General features: G+C 69.3%; 22 protein-coding genes. 15 read left to right on the forward strand and 7 right to left on the reverse strand.

Annotated elements, in window-relative coordinates:
- The first annotated feature begins 122 nt into the window (after nucleotides 1–122).
- Nucleotides 123–1,226, forward strand: coding sequence for a cyclophane-forming radical SAM peptide maturase AmcB (amcB, locus tag ACQ0O7_RS00760; protein WP_430779764.1), 1,104 nt, complete (start codon nucleotides 123–125; stop codon nucleotides 1,224–1,226).
- Nucleotides 1,195–1,422: a multiple cyclophane-containing RiPP AmcA gene (amcA, locus tag ACQ0O7_RS00765; protein WP_430779737.1), complete on the forward strand. Its 228-nt coding sequence runs from the start codon at nucleotides 1,195–1,197 to the stop codon at nucleotides 1,420–1,422. Before amcB ends, amcA begins: the two co-directional genes overlap by 32 nt.
- A 136-nt stretch (nucleotides 1,423–1,558) precedes the next feature.
- On the opposite strand, the gene ACQ0O7_RS00770 is transcribed toward amcA, so the two are convergent.
- Nucleotides 1,559–1,795, reverse strand: coding sequence for a DUF3073 domain-containing protein (locus ACQ0O7_RS00770; RefSeq protein WP_430779738.1), 237 nt, complete (start codon nucleotides 1,793–1,795; stop codon nucleotides 1,559–1,561).
- A gap of 182 nt (nucleotides 1,796–1,977) precedes the next feature.
- The gene (locus tag ACQ0O7_RS00775) at nucleotides 1,978–3,042 is read right to left on the reverse strand and encodes a Glu/Leu/Phe/Val family dehydrogenase (protein WP_430779739.1); all 1,065 of its coding nucleotides are present in this window, start codon (nucleotides 3,040–3,042) and stop codon (nucleotides 1,978–1,980) included.
- Between the two features lie 162 nt (nucleotides 3,043–3,204).
- Between ACQ0O7_RS00775 and ACQ0O7_RS00780 the strand changes: the two genes are divergently transcribed.
- Both ACQ0O7_RS00780 and ACQ0O7_RS00785 read left to right on the forward strand, forming a co-directional pair.
- Nucleotides 3,205–4,044 carry a hypothetical protein gene (locus ACQ0O7_RS00780; RefSeq protein WP_430779740.1) on the forward strand — a complete coding sequence of 280 codons (840 nt, stop codon included), beginning with the start codon at nucleotides 3,205–3,207 and terminating at the stop codon, nucleotides 4,042–4,044.
- Between the two features lie 282 nt (nucleotides 4,045–4,326).
- A complete protein-coding gene (locus ACQ0O7_RS00785) occupies nucleotides 4,327–4,536 on the forward strand; it encodes a BldC family transcriptional regulator (protein ID WP_014687221.1) in 210 nt (69 codons plus the stop codon).
- A 154-nt stretch (nucleotides 4,537–4,690) separates the two neighbouring features.
- On the opposite strand, the gene ACQ0O7_RS00790 is transcribed toward ACQ0O7_RS00785, so the two are convergent.
- Complete coding sequence (locus ACQ0O7_RS00790) at nucleotides 4,691–5,065, reverse strand: PPOX class F420-dependent oxidoreductase (protein WP_430779741.1); 375 nt, start codon at nucleotides 5,063–5,065, stop codon at nucleotides 4,691–4,693.
- 18 nt (nucleotides 5,066–5,083) lie between these two features.
- On the opposite strand from ACQ0O7_RS00790, the gene ACQ0O7_RS00795 reads away from it, so the two are divergent.
- The 4 genes from ACQ0O7_RS00795 (at nucleotide 5,084) to ACQ0O7_RS00810 (ending at nucleotide 8,334) form a co-directional block, all read left to right on the forward strand.
- The gene (locus ACQ0O7_RS00795) at nucleotides 5,084–5,860 is read left to right on the forward strand and encodes a class I SAM-dependent methyltransferase (protein ID WP_430779742.1); all 777 of its coding nucleotides are present in this window, start codon (nucleotides 5,084–5,086) and stop codon (nucleotides 5,858–5,860) included.
- Nucleotides 5,857–6,414: an RNA 2'-phosphotransferase gene (locus ACQ0O7_RS00800; RefSeq protein WP_430779743.1), complete on the forward strand. Its 558-nt coding sequence runs from the start codon at nucleotides 5,857–5,859 to the stop codon at nucleotides 6,412–6,414. The genes ACQ0O7_RS00795 and ACQ0O7_RS00800 overlap by 4 nt, the downstream gene beginning before the upstream one ends.
- An 82-nt stretch (nucleotides 6,415–6,496) precedes the next feature.
- Nucleotides 6,497–7,078: a hypothetical protein gene (locus ACQ0O7_RS00805; RefSeq protein ID WP_430779744.1), complete on the forward strand. Its 582-nt coding sequence runs from the start codon at nucleotides 6,497–6,499 to the stop codon at nucleotides 7,076–7,078.
- Entirely contained in the window at nucleotides 7,075–8,334 is a 1,260-nt protein-coding gene (locus ACQ0O7_RS00810; protein ID WP_430779745.1) for a PrsW family intramembrane metalloprotease, read from the forward strand. The genes ACQ0O7_RS00805 and ACQ0O7_RS00810 overlap by 4 nt, the downstream gene beginning before the upstream one ends.
- Here the strand turns inward: ACQ0O7_RS00810 and ACQ0O7_RS00815 are convergent, their stop codons facing one another.
- On the reverse strand, nucleotides 8,335–8,604 hold the full coding sequence (locus ACQ0O7_RS00815; RefSeq protein WP_430779746.1) for a hypothetical protein: 270 nt from the start codon (nucleotides 8,602–8,604) through the stop codon (nucleotides 8,335–8,337).
- Between the two features lie 200 nt (nucleotides 8,605–8,804).
- On the opposite strand from ACQ0O7_RS00815, the gene ACQ0O7_RS00820 reads away from it, so the two are divergent.
- Both ACQ0O7_RS00820 and ACQ0O7_RS00825 read left to right on the forward strand, forming a co-directional pair.
- On the forward strand, nucleotides 8,805–9,155 hold the full coding sequence (locus ACQ0O7_RS00820) for a hotdog fold thioesterase (RefSeq protein ID WP_092557957.1): 351 nt from the start codon (nucleotides 8,805–8,807) through the stop codon (nucleotides 9,153–9,155).
- Between the two features lie 85 nt (nucleotides 9,156–9,240).
- Nucleotides 9,241–9,630, forward strand: coding sequence for a hypothetical protein (locus tag ACQ0O7_RS00825; RefSeq protein WP_430779747.1), 390 nt, complete (start codon nucleotides 9,241–9,243; stop codon nucleotides 9,628–9,630).
- Between the two features lie 3 nt (nucleotides 9,631–9,633).
- Here the strand turns inward: ACQ0O7_RS00825 and ACQ0O7_RS00830 are convergent, their stop codons facing one another.
- The gene (locus ACQ0O7_RS00830; protein ID WP_430779748.1) at nucleotides 9,634–9,942 is read right to left on the reverse strand and encodes a hypothetical protein; all 309 of its coding nucleotides are present in this window, start codon (nucleotides 9,940–9,942) and stop codon (nucleotides 9,634–9,636) included.
- Nucleotides 9,943–10,073: 131 nt separating this feature from the next.
- Between ACQ0O7_RS00830 and ACQ0O7_RS00835 the strand changes: the two genes are divergently transcribed.
- From ACQ0O7_RS00835 to ACQ0O7_RS00845, 3 genes are all read left to right on the forward strand, one after another.
- Complete coding sequence (locus ACQ0O7_RS00835) at nucleotides 10,074–10,595, forward strand: permease-like cell division protein FtsX (RefSeq protein WP_430779749.1); 522 nt, start codon at nucleotides 10,074–10,076, stop codon at nucleotides 10,593–10,595.
- A gap of 84 nt (nucleotides 10,596–10,679) precedes the next feature.
- On the forward strand, nucleotides 10,680–11,753 hold the full coding sequence (locus ACQ0O7_RS00840; RefSeq protein WP_430779750.1) for a calcium-binding protein: 1,074 nt from the start codon (nucleotides 10,680–10,682) through the stop codon (nucleotides 11,751–11,753).
- 305 nt (nucleotides 11,754–12,058) lie between these two features.
- Nucleotides 12,059–12,889, forward strand: a complete 831-nt coding sequence (locus ACQ0O7_RS00845) for a transposase family protein (protein ID WP_430779751.1) — start codon at nucleotides 12,059–12,061, stop codon at nucleotides 12,887–12,889.
- 301 nt (nucleotides 12,890–13,190) lie between these two features.
- Here the strand turns inward: ACQ0O7_RS00845 and ACQ0O7_RS00850 are convergent, their stop codons facing one another.
- A complete protein-coding gene (locus tag ACQ0O7_RS00850) occupies nucleotides 13,191–14,372 on the reverse strand; it encodes a metallophosphoesterase (protein ID WP_430779752.1) in 1,182 nt (393 codons plus the stop codon).
- A gap of 61 nt (nucleotides 14,373–14,433) precedes the next feature.
- Complete coding sequence (locus tag ACQ0O7_RS00855) at nucleotides 14,434–15,090, reverse strand: nucleoside/nucleotide kinase family protein (protein WP_430779753.1); 657 nt, start codon at nucleotides 15,088–15,090, stop codon at nucleotides 14,434–14,436.
- 161 nt (nucleotides 15,091–15,251) lie between these two features.
- Here ACQ0O7_RS00855 and ACQ0O7_RS00860 point away from each other — a divergent pair, with 161 nt between their 5' ends.
- Together ACQ0O7_RS00860 and ACQ0O7_RS00865 are read left to right on the forward strand one after the other, a co-directional pair.
- The gene (locus ACQ0O7_RS00860) at nucleotides 15,252–15,632 is read left to right on the forward strand and encodes a helix-turn-helix domain-containing protein (RefSeq protein ID WP_430779754.1); all 381 of its coding nucleotides are present in this window, start codon (nucleotides 15,252–15,254) and stop codon (nucleotides 15,630–15,632) included.
- A 111-nt stretch (nucleotides 15,633–15,743) separates the two neighbouring features.
- Complete coding sequence (locus ACQ0O7_RS00865) at nucleotides 15,744–16,673, forward strand: ScyD/ScyE family protein (RefSeq protein WP_430779755.1); 930 nt, start codon at nucleotides 15,744–15,746, stop codon at nucleotides 16,671–16,673.
- The last annotated feature ends 59 nt before the right edge of the window (nucleotides 16,674–16,732 follow it).

Below are 16,732 nucleotides of genomic sequence, written 5' to 3' on the forward strand. Positions count from 1 at the left end.
GTGTGTGTCGATGTCCGGCACATGCGGATCTTTTCGCTTTGCGGTGGACTGTGGGGCCTAGCCTGACCTGAGCCGAGTGCCGGACGGGAGCGTGGATGACCATGGCGGTCGCGTGGACTGGGATGCGGGGCGTCGCGCCGGATCCCGGATATGTGGTCATGCAGCCCACCACCCTCTGCAACCTGGCCTGTGACTACTGTTACCTGCCGTTCCGCCGGGAGAACCGGAGGATGCCGGTCGCCGTCGCCGAGGCGGTGGCCGCGCAGGTGGCCGGCTTCGCCCGTACCGGCAGGTTCTCGGTGGTGTGGCACGGCGGCGAACCGCTCGCCGCCGGACGCGCCCATCTCGCCGCCCTCCTTGCGCCGTTCGGTGCCGGCGTGGAGCATCACGTGCAGACCAACGCCACCCTGATCGACGACGCGTGGTGCGCGTTCTTCGCCGAGCACGACGTGCGGGTCAGCGTCAGCGTGGACGGCCCCCGGGAGCGCAACGGCGACCGGGTCGACTGGGCGGGGAAGCCCGCCTACGACCTGATCGCGCGGGGGATCGGCCGGCTGCGCGAGCACGGCATCCCGTTCTCCACCCTGTGCGTGGTCGGCGATCCGCGCCCCGGCGTCGCCACCGAGCTGTACGAGTATTTCCTCGGCCTGGGCTGTGAGGTGCTCGGCATCAACATGGAGGAGACCGAGGGCGTCAACACCCGGCTCAACCGGCACGACCCGGCGATGGTGAGCGGGTTCTGGGCCGAGCTGGTCACCGCGTGGCGTCGCGATCCCCGGATCCATCTGCGCGAGATCGAGTGGTCGCTGCGTTATGCGGCGGCGGTCCTGGACGGCACCGCCGACGAGCTGCTGCCGCGGCGGATGGACCCGATCCCGACGATCGCCCATGACGGCTCGGTGGTGCTGCTCTCGCCCGAGCTGGCCGGCTTCCACGATCCGCGGTACGGCGACTTCACCAGTGGCAACGTGCTCACCACGCCGCTGCCCGAGATCCTCGCGGCTGCGGACGGCACGCCGTGGATAGCGGAGTTCCTGCGGGGGATAGAGGCCTGCCGCAGCACGTGCCCCTACTTCGGGTTCTGCGGTGGCGCGCACGCGGCCAACCGCTACTTCGAACACGGCAGGTTCGACGGCACCGAGACGAACCACTGCCGGAACAGCAAGATTCGCCTATTGGAGGGAGTGCTGGATCATGCCCGAGATCACGAAGCCACGGCTGTCTGACGGCGTGGAGACGGATCCGGTGACGGCACGGGTGCACGACACTCGTGCCGGGCTGGCCGCGCTCATCGCGGAGGCGGAGGAGGCCAGGCAGCAGCGCGCCGGCGAGTCGCCTCGGGATGGAGGCACGGCGGTGTGCGCCTGGAACCACTTCGAGAACATTCCCACGTTCTACAACTGGAACAACCGCCCACGCTGAAGCGAGGGACCGGTCGAAGCCCACGCGGAGCATGCACGCCGCCCGCGTGGGCATCAGCCGTAATCAACCGTAGGAATCGTGACCACGTGACACACGGGAGCACGCGGTGAGCCCGCGTGCTCTGTACGAAACGGGGTCAGCGCCGCCTTGAAGGCGACCAGGAGTCCTGGTCGTTCCAGGTGTCCTGATCCTCCGCAGCGTCGTCCTCGTCATCGTCGACGAACTCTTCGTTGTCGTCGTCGAAATGACGGTTCGGTTGGTGGGTTGTACCCGCCAATTCGCGCTGCAAGGCGGTGAGGTCGGTGTTCGGGGAGTGATACTTCAACTCCCGGGCCACCTTCGTCTGCTTGGCCTTAGCACGGCCGCGCCCCATGGCTCGACCCCCTCGCACAGAATTCGGGGCAGCCCGAAGGCTGGGCCCCGATGACGTCAGGCATCTCTCGTGGGTCTTACGGTACATGGACGATGCCTAGTTCGGCACCTCGGGTTGCGTGTGACACTGCCGCGCGTCGCGGTTGACCTTTCCGGGCGGCGCGCGGCAGGCACTCCGAGACGTCAGCCGAGATGGATGGACCGGAGCCGGCCGACGTCGGCCATCCGCCGCTCGGCGAGCCGGTCCGCGGCGATCGCGGGCGGCACCCCCTCGTCCCCGGCCAGCGCCAGGATCCGCCGGGTGGTCTCGAAGATCCCGGTCGCCCGCAGCTTGGCCCGCGCGAAGTCGAAGCCGTGGATCTCGTCGGCCACCTGGATCACACCGCCGGCGTTCACCACGTAGTCCGGGGTGTAGAGGATGCCGTGGTCCTCCAGCAGCTTGCCGATCCCGGCGTGGGCCAGCTGGTTGTTGGCGCCACCGGTGACCACCTTGGCGCGCAGTGCCGGCACCGTCTCGTCATTCAGCGCGCCGCCCAGCGCGCACGGGGCGTAGACGTCGATGTCGGAGGTGATCAGCGCGGTGGTGTCGGCGACCAGCTCGATCTGCGGGTGGGTGGTCCGGGCCCAGGTCCGGGCGGCCTCGCTGACGTCGGTGGCGAGCACCGTCGCGCCGTCCTCCAGCAGATGGCCGGCCAGGTATTTGCCGACCTTGCCCAGGCCGGAGATGCCGACCGTGCGGCCGCGCAGCGACGGGGCGCCCCAGGTGTGCTCGGCCGCGGCCCGCATGCCCTGGAAGACGCCCCAGGCGGTGAGCACCGAGGAGTCGCCGGCGCCACCGTGCTCGACACTGCGGCCGGTGGCGTACCGGGTCTCCCGGGCCACCATGTCCATGTCCGGCACATAGGTGCCGACGTCACACGCGGTGTAGTAGCGGCCCTTGAGGGATTCGACGAACCGGCCGTACGCCCGCAGCAGTGCCTCGCTCTTGAGCCGCTCCGGGTCGCCCCAGATGACCCCCTTGCCACCACCGAGGTCCAGTCCGGCCATCGCGTTCTTGTAGGCCATGCCGCGGGACAGCTTCAGCACGTCGGCGAGGGCGGCCGCCTCGCTCTCGTACGGATAGAACCGGGTGCCGCCGAGCGCGGGGCCCAGTGCCGTCGAGTAGATGCCGATGATCGCCTTGAGACCGGTGGCCCGGTCCTGGCAGAAGACGACCTGTTCGTGCTCGTTGCCGTCGAACACGTCCATGTTCAACTCTCCTGATCTGTTGCGTGGCCTTCGTGGGGCCATGATCCGGCAAGGGTGGAGCCGGGTATGCCGAGCCTATGCCTTGCACGGTCTGGCGAATGGCGCGCCGATTACGTCCGCGCGGGAAGTTCCACCCGGCCGGATTCGTGAAAGACTCGCGCCGTGCCGTCACTGTTCGCGTCGTACCTACGGGTTTACGAACCCCTGACCGCCTTCGACCGGGAGCGCCAGGTCTTCTGGCGTGACTACGCGCGCGAGGGCCGTGACCTGGGCCTGGTCGAGGGTCCCGCCCGGCAGCGCACCGCGGTCCTGGAGGCGCTCGGCGCCGGCTGGACCCGGCTGCCCGACCTGCCCGACGAGGCCTACGTGCTGGAGTGGGACGGCTCGGTGCTGGTCTGCCCGTGGAACCTGCGGCTGCGGGTGGCCGAGGCGGCGCTGAGCGCCCGGGACGGGGTGCCCGCGGTGCTGGCCGACGCGTTCGTGCCGCCGGTGCTGGCCGGTCAGGCCAAGGCGGTGGTGGAGGACTGGCGCAGCGGCGCCAAGGTCCTGGAGCAGGGTGTGCCCCGGGTGCACGAGCAGATCGCCACGTGGGGGGTGCCGCTGCGCTGGTTCGCCTTCGTCGACCTGGAGGAGCGGGAGATCGCGCTGACCGGCCGCCGGCGGGTGCTGCGCTATCGCACCGAGATCTCCAAGTCGCGCCGCCGGGCGCACCGGGCGGTCTCGGTGCTGCGCAAGGCGCTGGGTGACGCCCCGATCACCGAGGCGGTCGAGGAGGGCGCCCGGTGGCTGGAGGAGTTCCACCCACGGTCGGTGGTCGAGTTGGACTACGGCGGCCTCGTCAACCTCCTGCCGGAGGACAAACTCTCCGAGGACGATTCCCCCGGATTGGTGGCAGCCGGACTTTCGGCACTTTCTCGCGGTGACGCTGAGTCAGCTAGCGAGGCCTACGAGAAGCTGGTGGCGCGGTGGCGTCTCGTTCAGCTTCTCGAGCGAGGCAACTGACCTGCGGAAATGGGACAGACGCGTACGATTTGCGGTCCGTGGGAACGCTCCCGAAGTGAACACTCTTCGTAATCAGTGACCGGCGAAGCGTGATAATCGGACTAAACAAGGCACTATCTGGCGTAGAAAACGCGCAAAAATCGGGCATGCTTCATCCGTCTATCTGGGGACGTTCGTCCGTTCGGCCCATGTCGGACATCGGGGACTAGCCGGACCATGAGAGACGCACCGGCCGGCGGGACCCCGGCCGATGTTTTTTAGGCACATGTGGAGGAGTGACCGATGGCATCGCGTACGCACGATCCCGAGCCGCTACTAACGCCGGCCGAGGTGGCGTCGATGTTCCGTGTCGACCCGAAGACCGTTACCCGGTGGGCGAAGGCGGGAAAGCTCAGCGCAATTCGCACGCTGGGTGGCCACCGTCGCTACCGGGAGTCGGAGGTCCGCGCCCTGCTGCAGGGGCAGATCCCCACGCAGCGCCAGGGCGACTGACCAAGTCGACCGGAAGTCGTTGTGAGGGGCGAGCGCTGGGGAAGGCGATCGCCCCTTCTTCGTTTCTTCAATGATCAGACGAGCTTTCGAATGATCAAACGAGCACAGAGGGCGCCGGCAACTGCCGGTGCCCTTCTGTCTCTCTAGTGGGTGATCATTCGACCAGGACCGCGACCGTTCCGTCGTTGCCGCGGCGCAGCCGGCTGCCGAGCAGCGTCAGGGTGCCGACCAGGCCGTACTTCTTCCGGATCCCGGCGCGGACCCGCTGGAGATCGGCCCCGTCGCCGATCCGCGCGGTGGCTTCGACCGGTTCGCCGCCGGTGGGATTGCCGCGCATGTCGCAGGGCGCCACGGTGACCCGCCCGCTGTTGCGGATCCGCTTGAGCTTGCCGCTGCCCGCCACCGTCCAGAAGCCGAGCCCGGCCCCGTCGGGGACGACCCAGAGTGGGGTGGGGACCGCCCGGCCGTCGCGGCGGAATGTGGTGAGAAGGACGTATTTCTCCGACCCGAGTTGCTCCAGTGCGGTCATGCCTAAAGAGTATTGACCATGACTCCACCGACCGTCGGCGACGCTTTCGGCGAGATGATCCGCGACGCCTGGGCGGTGCACACCGGAGTGGGACCGCGGCCGCTGGCCGGCGGGCGCTGGCCGCGACCGGTGATCGAGGTGATCGAACGGGACGACGGCCTGATCAACGGGGCTCCCGCCGATCACTACCTGAGTGAGCCGGCCGACTGGCGGCCGTTCGACCACCGCGCCGTGGGCCTCTGCCGGGGCCGGGTGCTCGACATCGGCACCGGCGCCGGGCGGGCCGCGATCGAACTCCAGAACCGGCAGATGGCGGTGACCGCCCTGGACACCTCGCTGGGCGCGATCGAGGTGGCCCGCAAACGCGGGGTGCGCGACACGGTGCTCGCCACGGTGGACGAGTTCGCCCGGGCGACCGTCCGGTACGACACCTTCCTGCTGCTCGGCAACAACCTCGGCCTGCTGGAGGGCCCGGAGCGGGCGCCGGTCCTGCTGGCCGCGCTGGCGAGACTGGCGGCCCCCGGGGCGCGGATCATCGCGCAGGGCACCGATCCGTACGGCACCACCGACCCGCTGCACGTCGCCTATCACCGGGACAACCGGGCCCGGGGGCGGCTGGGCGGGCAGTTGCGGCTCCGGCTGCGGTACCGGGAGCTGGCCACCGACTGGTTCGACTATCTGAACTGCTCGGCCGCCGAGCTGGAGGCGCTGCTGGCGGGCACCGCGTGGCGGCTGAAATCGATCGACGACCGGGATCGCCCGTACTACCTTGCGGTGATGGAGTTCACCGGATGACAGCTGACCACGTCCGTCTCAGTAAACGGATGTCCCTGGTGCTGCGGCACCGGCCGGAGACCGCCGGCCTGACCCTCGACCCGAACGGCTGGGTGCCGGTCACCGATCTGATCGAGGCCTTGGGGATGACCCGGGCCCAGCTCGACCACGTGGTCGAGACCAACGACAAGTCGCGCTTCGCGATCAGCACCGGGCCGGACGGTGTCGACCGGATCCGGGCCAGCCAGGGGCATTCGCGCCGGGTCGGGGTGGACCTCGATCTGCCGCCCACCCCACCGCCGGCCGAGTTGTTCCACGGCACTCCGCGGGCGAACAGTGAGGCGATCCTGCGGGAGGGCCTGCGGCCTCGGAGCCGGAGCCATGTGCACCTGTCGGCGGATGTGCCGACCGCGCTGACCGTCGGGCGCCGGCGCTCGCCGGACGTGATGGTCTTCCGGGTCGCGGCGGGGGAGATGGCCGAGGCCGGACACCTCTTCCAGCGCAGTGACAACGGGGTATGGCTCACCTCGTTCGTACCACCACTGCACCTTTCGATAAAACGGACAAATCCGTAATCTGCCAGGTTGATCCTCCCTCCACTGTGGGCGGCCAGTAGTTCGCCGGACAACGGCGGGTAACCGCCGTTAGCGTGGACGGATGGGGAGGGTCACTCGGCGTCAACTCACCGATCTTCCCGGCACACTCGGTCTTCCCATCGCACTCGTGCTGGCATCGATCCTGGCCTTTCTCGCCTGGGGTCTGCCCGTGCTGGACCGGGCCGTGCCGGCTGAGCAACCCGTCGCGTCCGGCGAGCCCTACCGGGTCGGCGCCGGAATCACCGTGGTGCCGCCGCCCGGCGCCACCCTCGACGTCACCGGCACCCGGCCCGGCGACGACCGCGGCACCGTCCTCTTCCGGGTCGGCCAGGTCCGCTACACCATCGAGGTCGGGCCCTTCGCCGGCGACCTGACCGCCGCCGCGGTCCGGCTGCGCCAGCGCATCACCGGCATCTCCGGCCACCAGATCACCGGCACCCAGCTCGCCGTCTCCACCGCCGGCGGCCTCGCCGGGATCCAGGGCGGCTACACCGCCGGCGACCGGGACGGCCGCTATGCCGTCTTCGTCGCCCAGGGCTCGATCATCGAGGTCATGGTCAGCGGGGACGACGGCGACCTGACGTCCCTCCTGCCGGTCATCGACGCCAGCACCCGCACCCTGCGATACGAGACCAGCCGATGAGCGAGGCGGTGCGCCCCGGCGCGCCCCGAGCGGTCCCGTACCTCCGTCAGCCCGCCTTCTGGATCGTGATCGTCCTGCTCGTGGTGGGCGCGGTCCGTATCGCCCAGATCGCCGCCCTGTTCTTCGGGTCCTTCCCGCTCGCCACCCTCACCGCGATCGTGATGTTCGGGCTGTTCGCCGTCCCGTTCTGGCTCCTGCTCGCCGAACTCGACTTCCTGGAACGCGAGCCGGCCGGACTGCGGGTGCTCGCCTTCGCCTGGGGCGGCCTGGTCGCGACCAGCGTCTCCATCCCCGGCAGCACCGCCCTGGACAACCTGATCGCCAAACTCGGCTCCCCCGACCTGGCCGCCGAGTGGGGTGCCGCACTGGCCGGGCCCACCGTCGAGGAGATCGCCAAGACCCTCGGTGTGGTGGCCATCGTGCTGATCGCCCGTACCCAGGTGAACAGCGTGCTCGACGGCATCGTCTACGGCGCCCTGGTCGGCCTCGGCTTCCAGATCGTCGAGAACGTGGTCTTCGCGATCGGCGCGGTGCAGCAGGCCGGCCTCGGCGACCGGGTGCAGCCGGTGATCACCACGTTCCTGGTGCGCGGCTTCCTCGCCGGCATCTGGAGCCACACCCTGTTCGGCGCGCTGGCCGGCGCCGGGATCGGCTATCTGGTGGTGCGGCGCGAGCGCAGTCGCCGGCGCCGGGTGGCGGTGGCCGGCCTCGCCCTGTTCGGCGCCTGGGCGTCGCACTCGCTGTGGAACTCGCCGATCCTGCGGGACAGCTTCGGCGACAGCGTGCCGGCCGTCCTGGCGATCCTGCTCCTCAAAGGCCTGCCGCCCCTGCTGCTGGTCCTCTACCTGGTGCGCCGCGCGCACGACCGGGAGGCGGCGTACTACGTGGGGATCCTGGCCACCGTCCGGGACCCCGGCCTGATCACCGAGAGCGAACTGCGGGCCCTCGGATCCGGTTCGCGCCGGGGTGCGGCCCGCCGGCACGCCGCGGCCAGCGCGGGCCGGGAGGCCAAGCTTGCGGTACGCCGGCTCCAGCGCGCCCAGGCCGGACTCGCCGTCGAGCTCAGCCGCGGGTCGGACGGCGCCGGAGCCTGCGCCGACCGGGTGCGGCGGCACCGGGCCACCCTCGCCGCCCTGGGCTATCCCGAGGCGGTCGAGGGCGCGCGATCCTGGCGGCACACCGCCTCCACGGTCGGCACCGCGGCTCTGGCCCTCGCGGTGCTCTGGGTGGCGCTGTCCGCGCTCGGTACCGCCTGATCAGACGGTCGCCGCCGGGGGGAGTCCACCGTCGCCGTTGACGACCAGGTCCGGGGTGCCGTCCTCGTCCAGGTCGACCATGGTGACGTCGACCTTGCCGTCGCCGTCGGTGTCGAACTGGTAGAGATCGGGCTTGCCGTCGCCGTCGGTGTCCGACACCCACACGTCGACCTTGCCGTCGCCGTTGGCGTCACTGGTGAGCAGGTCGACGCGCTCGTCACCCCGGGTCTCGACCACCTCGGGGGCCTCGGTGCTCTGCGGCTCGCTCATGGTGCTCCTCTCGTCAGCCGGTCGTACCGGCCGGTACGACCGGTCTGTACCCAGCGGTTCAATCGATCAGTCCCCGAACCTGTGATGGTTGTCGCTGGTCGTCGCCCGTGACCGGCGTAACGTACGCCGACGTGGATATCGCTGAGGACGGCAAGCAACACCTGTTCACCAGCGGTGGCGGCGGTGCGCTCGCCGAGCGGATGGGCATCGAGATCACCGAGGCCACCGCGGAACGGGTTGTGGGAATCATGCCTGTCGAAGGCAACACCCAGCCGTACGGGCTGCTGCACGGCGGTGCCTCCTGCGTGCTCGCCGAGACACTCGGTTCGGTCGGGGCGGTGCTGCACGGCCAGACCGTCGACCGGCCCTTCGCCGTCGGCGTGGACATCAACGCCACCCACCACAAGGCGGCCCGGTCCGGCCTTGTCACCGGGGTGGCCACGCCCGTGCACCGGGGCCGTGCGGTGGCGACCTACGAGGTGGTCCTCACCGATGAGGCCGGCGACCGGGTGTGCACGGCCCGGATCACCTGCCTGCTCCGCGGCGCCTGACCGGAAACGGTGCCTGATCTTCGCGTGGTGCGGGATCTCGTCCACCAGGATGCGTGGCTTGACCGCCCGACGTACCTTTTCTGACGTGACCGAAGTACCACAGACCGCATTCGACGACGCCGCGCAGGTCCTGCAATGTGCGCTCAGCGGGGACAGCACGGCTGTGGCCGACACCTTCGACGCGGTGGTCGACCGGGAGGGTGTCGTCGGGGCCTGGGATGTCGCCTGGTGTCTCGCCGCCACCATGGTCGGGCAGGTGCCGCCGGGTGGCGCGTGGACCCTGGAGTTCCCCGGGATCGACGACGCGCGGTATGACAAGCGCTGGGTGGCACGGTTCGTCAGCGCCTATGTCAACGGCGACTTCCCCACCGGTGAGGCGCTTTTCGGCGCGGCCATCGCCGACGGGACCCTGCCGGACTGCCTGCTCGCCCTCGCCGGCTCGACGGTGGCGACGCTGCGGCACCGGGCGGCCTGAGCGTCACTTGCTCTTGTGGTAGAGCGCCTTCGCATACTGAGCGGCGGCCGCCGCGTTGTACATCGAGGCCTGTGACATGAAGAAGCCGTTGTCGCCGATCGCCCGGGCCGCCTGTGAGGTGCCCGCCCAGCGGATGTCGGCCTCCGCCTCGGACAGCCCGCGCGCCTTGAACTGACGGCGCATCGCCATCTTGCCGGCCCGGAACGCCTCGGCCGCCTCCTCCGCATACTTCATGCAGGACATTGCCTTCTCGCTGAGCGCCTCAGCCAGGGTGTAGGCCGTCTGCTCTGCATCATTGGTGAAGCCATCCACGGCGACGCCTCCTCGCGTGTCCGAGTGACCGATCCCGTCAACACTCTGAAGGACCCGGCGATGGCCTTCAAGTGCCCTCCGTGACGCTGTGGACAACGGCATGTAGATGCACTGATATAGCGTTGGTGATCATGACCGATCCACACCCGACTGACGACGTGCTCGACGTCGACTCCTGGGCGCCCGAAACCGAGAAACCCGAGGCCCGCCGTGGATGGCTGCGGCTGTTCGGGGTGGCGGCGGGCGCTTTGCTCCTCGGCTCGGTCGCCTCCACCTCGGCGATGCTGTTCTCCGGATGGCGGTACACCCCGGAGCGCGAATTCACCGTCTCGGTGCTCCTCGACCCGGACGCCGAGACGGCCCAGCGTGACGCGGTGCACCGGGCGCTCGACGGGCTGCCGGCCCGGGACGGGGTGCGCCTGGAGACTCGCGAGGAGGCGTACGCCAAATTCCGTGAGCAGGTGGCGAACGACCCGGACCAGCTCGCCGGGGTCGACCCCGCCTCGATGCCGGAGTCGTTGCGTCTGACCACTGTGGGCCGAGGGTTCGATTGCGGCCCTATTTCCGCTATCCGCAAGATGTCGGGGGTCGCCCGAGTCTGGGTGGTTATGAAACCCCAGGCTGGGCGATGGGGTGCAGAAGTGGGTTGTTGACCTGCACACATCCATGCGAATGTGTTGCGGCGAAACGGTACCGTCCTTTTCTGTTGCACCCAGTCCTTCCACGGGGGTTTCACCATGAACCTGAAGTACCGCAGAACTCTGGCCACTCTCGGCGCGACCGCCGCGGCCGTGATCGGGTCCACCTCCCTGCTCGCCTCCCCGGCGCAGGCGGCCACCGCCGGCCTGGCCGTGGTCCGTGACGGGGACACGGTCGACTTCCGCGCTCTGATGGGCAAGGTGAACAAGGTCAAGGTCACCATCTCGGGCCGCACCGTCACCATCGACGACGTCGCCGCGATCAAGGCCGGCAAGGGCTGCAAGCGGGTCGACTCGACGAAGGTCAAGTGCACGACCTCGAGCAAGACCAAGGAGATCTGGGTCGCGCTCGGCGACAAGAACGACTACGTCCGGAACTACACCGGCGTCTTCATGCTCGCCGACGGTGGCGCCGACAACGACATCCTGGTCGGCGGTTCCGGCAACGACCAGCTGCAGGGCGGCTCCGGCAACGACCAGATCACCGGCGCTGGCGGCAACGACGACCTCTACGGCGACTCCGGCGCCGACAAGATCTGGGGCGGCGCGGGCAACGACGACATCGACGGCGGCTCCGGCAACGACACGATCACCGGCAGCACCGGCAACGACAACATCTGGGGCGGCACCGGCAACGACCAGATCTGGGGCGGGGCCGGCAACGACGGGCTCGACGGCGGCACCGGCAACGACAAGATCTGGGGCGGCACCGGCAACGACTCGATCCACGGCCGCACCGGCAACGACACCATCGTCGGCGAGGCCGGCAACGACACCATCCAGGGTTACGCGGGCAACGACAAGATCTGGGGCGGCGCCGGCAACGACTACGTGATCGGCAACGCCGGCAACGACACCCTCTCCGGCGGCACCGGCGACGACCGGCTGGTCGGCGAGCACCCCAAGGTCGTCGGCAACCGGGTCATCTCGTCCGGCTCGGCCAGCGCGGTCGACAAGCTGGACGGCGGCGCCAACACCGACATCTGCCTGGAGTCCAACAACAAGAGCAGCACGAAGGCTTGCGAGTACCTCGAGGCGGTCGTCGGCTCCTCGGCCAGCTCGATGGTCCCGTCGGCCCCCTCGGCCCGGGTCGCGCCGCAGGCCATCAGCTGATCACGAACAGTCCCGACAGAAACGGCCCGGCGGCGACGCCGGGCCGTTTCTTTGCCTGACCCCGGCGGCACGGTGAGCTTCATCGGGGGACAACCATGCGCCGTGTCATTTTCAGTCACGCTTACGCTCCGCCCGCCGCCGTTTCTCCTCCGCATCAGCGATACCGTGCGCGACGGCCATCCTGGAGAGCCGTCCAAAACCTGGTCGACACTCATGGATGTAACGTTGAGTGAGATTTGGGTTGTTGGCCGGGCGTTGGCTGTCCGGAATGGACACAGCGGCCGGGATCCCATAGATCATCTTGTGTGACGAAGTTGATCGAGGGCCGGCCGCTGCGCTGCGCCAGTATGACAGGGCTGCCCGAAGAGCGGTTGAGCGACCTGATCGGCCGGGTCCGGGAGATCGTCGGCGTCGAGTGGGAGAAGCCGGCGGTCGGAAGGCCGCACGTGCTGCCGCTGCCCACAGCGGTGATCGCGGTGCTCTTCGGGTTGCGGCACAACCTGTCCGACGAGGTTCTCGGCGAGATCTTCGGCTGTTCGCAGGCCACGATCACCCGCTATCACCAGACCCTGCAGCCGATCCTGCGCTGGGTCACCCGTCCCGAACTCGACCAGCGCCGGGAGCAGAACCTGCGCCAGGGTGTCCTGGTCGACGGGTTCGTAGCCCCGGTCGGTGAACGCGAACACTACGACGGCCTGTTCTCCGGCAAGAAACACGTGTGCGGGCAGAACGTGCAGGTAATCGCCGATCTCGACGGCCGGGTCACCGATGTCGGTGACCCGGTCAACGGCGCCCGCCACGACGCGGCAGCGTTCCACATCTCCGGCATCGCGCAACGCTGGAAAGGCCACTACGCCACCGGCGGACCAGGGATGATCGGCGACTGCGGTTACCAGGGCACCGGCCCGATCACCCCGCACAGGAAACCACCCGGCGCAGAGCTGACCGACAAGCAGAAGGCCTACAACTACAGCGTCAACCGGCTCCGCGCCGCCGTCGAACGCGCCATCAGCCACCTCAAGAACTGGAAAATCCTCAAAACCGGCTACCACCGGATCATGACCGACTTCCCCGACGTGTTACGCACCGTCACCGCCCTGGAGATCTTCAGAACCGCCCAACCGGGTTTTGAATGACCCTCCGAGTCCTCGCAGGTAAGTCCCGCTCCCGAGAAGGCCTTGCGTTTTCCTGGTCAGCGCGGAATCGCAAGATTCTCGGTGTTGAGGTCCATGACTGGCGTTACGTGCGGAGGCGGCGTCAGGTAATGGATTCACAAAGTGCGAAAGTCGGGGGTGAATCGTCCATGGTCGGCCAGGGCGCGGCGGGAAGTGGAAAAGCGCGCAGGGAATTGACAGCGAGTAACCGGGGCGCCGAGAGGAAAGCTCGAAACGGAGGCAAGTCGTCCGAGACTGCCGGGGGAAAGAGCGCTTCTGATGGCTATCCGGGGGCGTGGAGTGTCAGGAGTGTGATCTCGCTGGGAGCGAAGATTCGGAACGGTGGGCCCCAGAAGCCGGTGCCCCGGCTCGTGTAGAGCTGGGTGCGGTCGCTGTGGCGGGACAGGCCCTGCAGAGACGGCTGGTCGGTGAGGACCAGGTAGTGGAAGGGCCACATCTGGCCGCCGTGAGTGTGGCCGGAGAGCTGCAGGTCGATGCCGTGGCGGACGGCGTCGGTGATCTGCTGGGGCTGGTGGGCCAGCAGCAGGACCGGCAGGTCGGGGTCGGCACCGGACAGGGCCGCCTCGTGGTCGGTGCGGTGGCCGGGCAGGCCCGAGCCGCCGGCGGTGCGGTCGTCGACGCCGGCCACCACCAGGGTGTCGCCGCCCCGGGTGACCAGGACGTGGCGGTTGTGCAGGGTCTCCCAGCCCAGGTGCTCCATGTGCTCGACCCAGCCCTGGGCGCCGCTGTGATACTCGTGGTTGCCGGTCACGTAGACGCGGGCGAACCGGGCCCGGATGTCACCGAGCGGGGCGGCCATCTCCAGGCGCTGGGACACCAGGCCGTCGGCGATGTCGCCGGTGTGCGCGACGATGTCGGCGTCCAGCGAGTTGACCACCTCGGTGACGCCCCGCGACCACTTCGCCCGGTTGATCGGGCCGTAATGGGTGTCGGTGATCAGTGCCACCGTCAGGCCGTCGAGGCCCTTGCCGAGGCGGGGGATCGTCACGTCGACCCGGCGCACCCGGGACACCCGCATCGCCTCGTGATGGCCCCAGGCCAGCAGCACGATCGACACCACCACGACGAACGCGGACACCGCCCGGGAGCGCACCGGGTCGGCGACACCGGCGGCGAGCAGTGCCAGGCCGAACAGCTGGCCGATGATCGACCAGACGAACAGCACCCAGACGACGCCGAGCAGGGTGTCAGCGATCCGGGACTCGCGGTCGCGGTGACCGCCGTGGCCACGGAACATCAGGTAGGGGAATCCGGCGGCCACACCCGCGAACAGCAGCGTGCCGGCCACGAACACCGGCACCGGCCAGTCGTTGCCGGACCACACCAGGGTCGCCCACGGCACCCCGAACAGCAGCGCGATCACCACGACCAGGACAGCACCGAACCGGGCCACACGCGGGCCCCGCCTACGCGGTTCGGTATCGACCGCCTCACCCACCGACATGCGGCCAAGCATGCCACTCCGCGGCGACCACCCTCGTACTGAACGAGACGCAGCCCACAGGTCAGGAACCGAGGGTACGGATCAGGTCCGAGGGGACGACCAGGTCAGCACGGTCCCGGGTGGCCGCGATCACCTCGGCGTTACGCTCGTCGGTGCCGGTCGCCCAGGCCACCGCGGCGTCCGGTGACTTGCCGAACCGCACGTGCCTGTCGATCAGCCGGCGGAGCCGTTCGCCGCGTTCCAGATCGGTGTACCAGACTTCGGCGAGCAGTTTCCGGACCGGCTCCCAGAGCAGCAGATAGTTCCCCTCGGTGACGATCAGCCGGGCTGCCCGGGGCACCCCGATGGTGCCGGCGATCGGTTGTTCCAGGACTCGCTCGAACCCGGGCGCGTAGATCATCTCGTCCTGGTCGTCGACCAGCCGGCGCAGCAGGGCGGCGTAGCCGGCCGAGTCGAACGTCTCCGGGGCGCCCTTGCGGTCGCGCAGCTTCAGCCGGTGCAGTTCGGCGTCGGCCAGATGGAACCCGTCCATCGGCACATGGGCCACCCAGTCCGGCCCGAGACCCGGTGGGGGCGCGGCGGCCAGGGCGGTGACCAGCTCGGTGGCGAGGGTGGTCTTGCCGGCGGCGGGCGGCCCGGCGATCCCGAGCACGGCCCGCTGCCCGCCGGCGGCGAGGTCCCGGGCGCGGGCCACCAAGCCGGTGATGGTGCGCGTCATCAGATTCCTCCGTGGATACTCTCGGCCTTCAGGGCCGAGAGGAAACGGACGCCTGCGGAGCAGGTCAGGGGCAGCCGATTCGCCGTGGCGGCGAATCGGCGTCTGTCCACAAGCCACCCCCGCGCGACATCCTGTCGAACAGGTGTACTAACGTGTCGGGCGTGTCCGAACACGCCGTGAAACGGGCCTTCCGGTTCCGTTTCTACCCGACTCCGGAGCAGGCCGACCTGCTGAACCGGACGTTCGGATGGGTGCGCAAGGTCTACAACCTGGCCTTGGAGGCCCGCACCACCGCCTGGCGCCTGCGGCAGGAACGGGTCGGCTACAACGCCACCAGCGCCATGCTGACCGCCTGGAAGAAGACCGACGAACTGGCCTTCCTCAACGAGGTTTCCTGCGTTCCGCTCCAGCAGTGCCCGTGGCATCTGCAAGGCGCGTTCGTGGCGTTCTGGGGCAAGCGGGCACGCTACCCGCGGTTCAAGTGGCAGCGGGCTGAGAAGCAGGAAGCCCGGCGGGTAACCGCCGGAATCCGCGTTCTCTAGAGCGGGGAGAAGTCAAGCGCCGAAGGTATCGGATCAGGGACTCTGTGCACCGGGCCACCGTGATCCTGGGGAAACCTTGAGGGATCGACTACACGGGGGGTTTAGTTGATCATGCTCGGACTGCTGAGTGCTGCCCTGGTGACGGTGAGCGCCACGGCGATGGGACCGGAACCGACCCTTCCTGTGTACGATCCCCGAGCCTCGACGATCGTCGCCCGGGGACTGGACAACCCACGTGGGCTGGCGTTCGGTGCGCGCGGCGAACTCTACGTCGCCGAGGCCGGCCGCGGCGGGGACGGTGAGTGCCGTCGGGGAGCGGACGGCGGCCGGATCTGCGCGGGACGATCAGGTGCCATCACGGTGGTCGATTTCGGACATCAGTGGCGGGTCGTGTCGCAGCTCCGGTCCGAGGCGTCACCGGCCGGCACCGATGCGTCCGGGCCCGCTGACGTGGCTGTCGACGATGATGGTGAGCTGATCTACACCGACGGGGCGGGGCTGCATCGTGGCCCGGCACGGTTGAGCGGGGTGGGGAGCGGGTTCGCTGTTCTGCCCGGCGGGCGGGGCTATCTGGTGGTGGACCCGGCCGGGAACGCCCTGCGCGCGGTCACCGCGCGGGGCCGGGTTCGGACGGTGGCCACGTTCCCGGTGCGGGAGGTCGCGTTTCCGGCGGGGATTCCGGACGGGCCGCCGCCGGGGAGCCGGTTCCCGATGGAGTCGCGGCCGTCGTCGGTGGCGGTGGGCCCGGACGGCGCCTGGTACGTGGGTGAGCGCACCGGTTTCCCGTCTCCGGTGGGCGCGGCCCGGATCTGGCGGGTGGTGCCGGGGCGGGCGCCGGAGGTCTGGGCCACCGGCTTCACCCGGATCGCCGATCTGGCCTGGTCGACGAGGGGCGACCTGTTCGTTCTGGAGGCCGGGCAGGCTGGTCGGTCGGCATCCTCTGCAAAGAACGTTCTGTCTCGCAAGGCTGGCCGGGCTGGCCTGGCCAGGCAGGCAGGCGAGTTGGTCGGCGTCTCCTGGGGAGAACGTTCTGTGTCGTGACGCTGGGCGGGTCGGGCGGGCTGGGCAGGCCGGGTGGGCGGGTTGGTCGGCGTCTCCTG

The organism is Actinoplanes sp. G11-F43 (genome assembly GCF_050589265.1).
GTDB lineage: Bacteria > Actinomycetota > Actinomycetes > Mycobacteriales > Micromonosporaceae > Actinoplanes.

Bases quoted from the DNA above. Each gene is read 5' to 3' on its own strand.
- amcB (WP_430779764.1), top strand. From the start codon at position 123: ATGCGGGGCGTCGCGCCGGATCCCGGATATGTGGTCATGCAGCCCACC.
- amcA (WP_430779737.1), top strand. From the start codon at position 1,195: ATGCCCGAGATCACGAAGCCACGGCTGTCTGACGGCGTGGAGACGGAT.
- ACQ0O7_RS00770 (WP_430779738.1), bottom strand. From the start codon at position 1,795: ATGGGGCGCGGCCGTGCTAAGGCCAAGCAGACGAAGGTGGCCCGGGAG.
- ACQ0O7_RS00775 (WP_430779739.1), bottom strand. From the start codon at position 3,042: ATGGACGTGTTCGACGGCAACGAGCACGAACAGGTCGTCTTCTGCCAG.
- ACQ0O7_RS00785 (WP_014687221.1), top strand. From the start codon at position 4,327: ATGGCATCGCGTACGCACGATCCCGAGCCGCTACTAACGCCGGCCGAG.
- ACQ0O7_RS00790 (WP_430779741.1), bottom strand. From the start codon at position 5,065: ATGACCGCACTGGAGCAACTCGGGTCGGAGAAATACGTCCTTCTCACC.
- ACQ0O7_RS00795 (WP_430779742.1), top strand. From the start codon at position 5,084: ATGACTCCACCGACCGTCGGCGACGCTTTCGGCGAGATGATCCGCGAC.
- ACQ0O7_RS00800 (WP_430779743.1), top strand. From the start codon at position 5,857: ATGACAGCTGACCACGTCCGTCTCAGTAAACGGATGTCCCTGGTGCTG.
- ACQ0O7_RS00805 (WP_430779744.1), top strand. From the start codon at position 6,497: ATGGGGAGGGTCACTCGGCGTCAACTCACCGATCTTCCCGGCACACTC.
- ACQ0O7_RS00810 (WP_430779745.1), top strand. From the start codon at position 7,075: ATGAGCGAGGCGGTGCGCCCCGGCGCGCCCCGAGCGGTCCCGTACCTC.
- ACQ0O7_RS00815 (WP_430779746.1), bottom strand. From the start codon at position 8,604: ATGAGCGAGCCGCAGAGCACCGAGGCCCCCGAGGTGGTCGAGACCCGG.
- ACQ0O7_RS00820 (WP_092557957.1), top strand. From the start codon at position 8,805: ATGGGCATCGAGATCACCGAGGCCACCGCGGAACGGGTTGTGGGAATC.
- ACQ0O7_RS00835 (WP_430779749.1), top strand. From the start codon at position 10,074: ATGACCGATCCACACCCGACTGACGACGTGCTCGACGTCGACTCCTGG.
- ACQ0O7_RS00840 (WP_430779750.1), top strand. From the start codon at position 10,680: ATGAACCTGAAGTACCGCAGAACTCTGGCCACTCTCGGCGCGACCGCC.
- ACQ0O7_RS00850 (WP_430779752.1), bottom strand. From the start codon at position 14,372: ATGTCGGTGGGTGAGGCGGTCGATACCGAACCGCGTAGGCGGGGCCCG.
- ACQ0O7_RS00855 (WP_430779753.1), bottom strand. From the start codon at position 15,090: ATGACGCGCACCATCACCGGCTTGGTGGCCCGCGCCCGGGACCTCGCC.
- ACQ0O7_RS00865 (WP_430779755.1), top strand. From the start codon at position 15,744: ATGCTCGGACTGCTGAGTGCTGCCCTGGTGACGGTGAGCGCCACGGCG.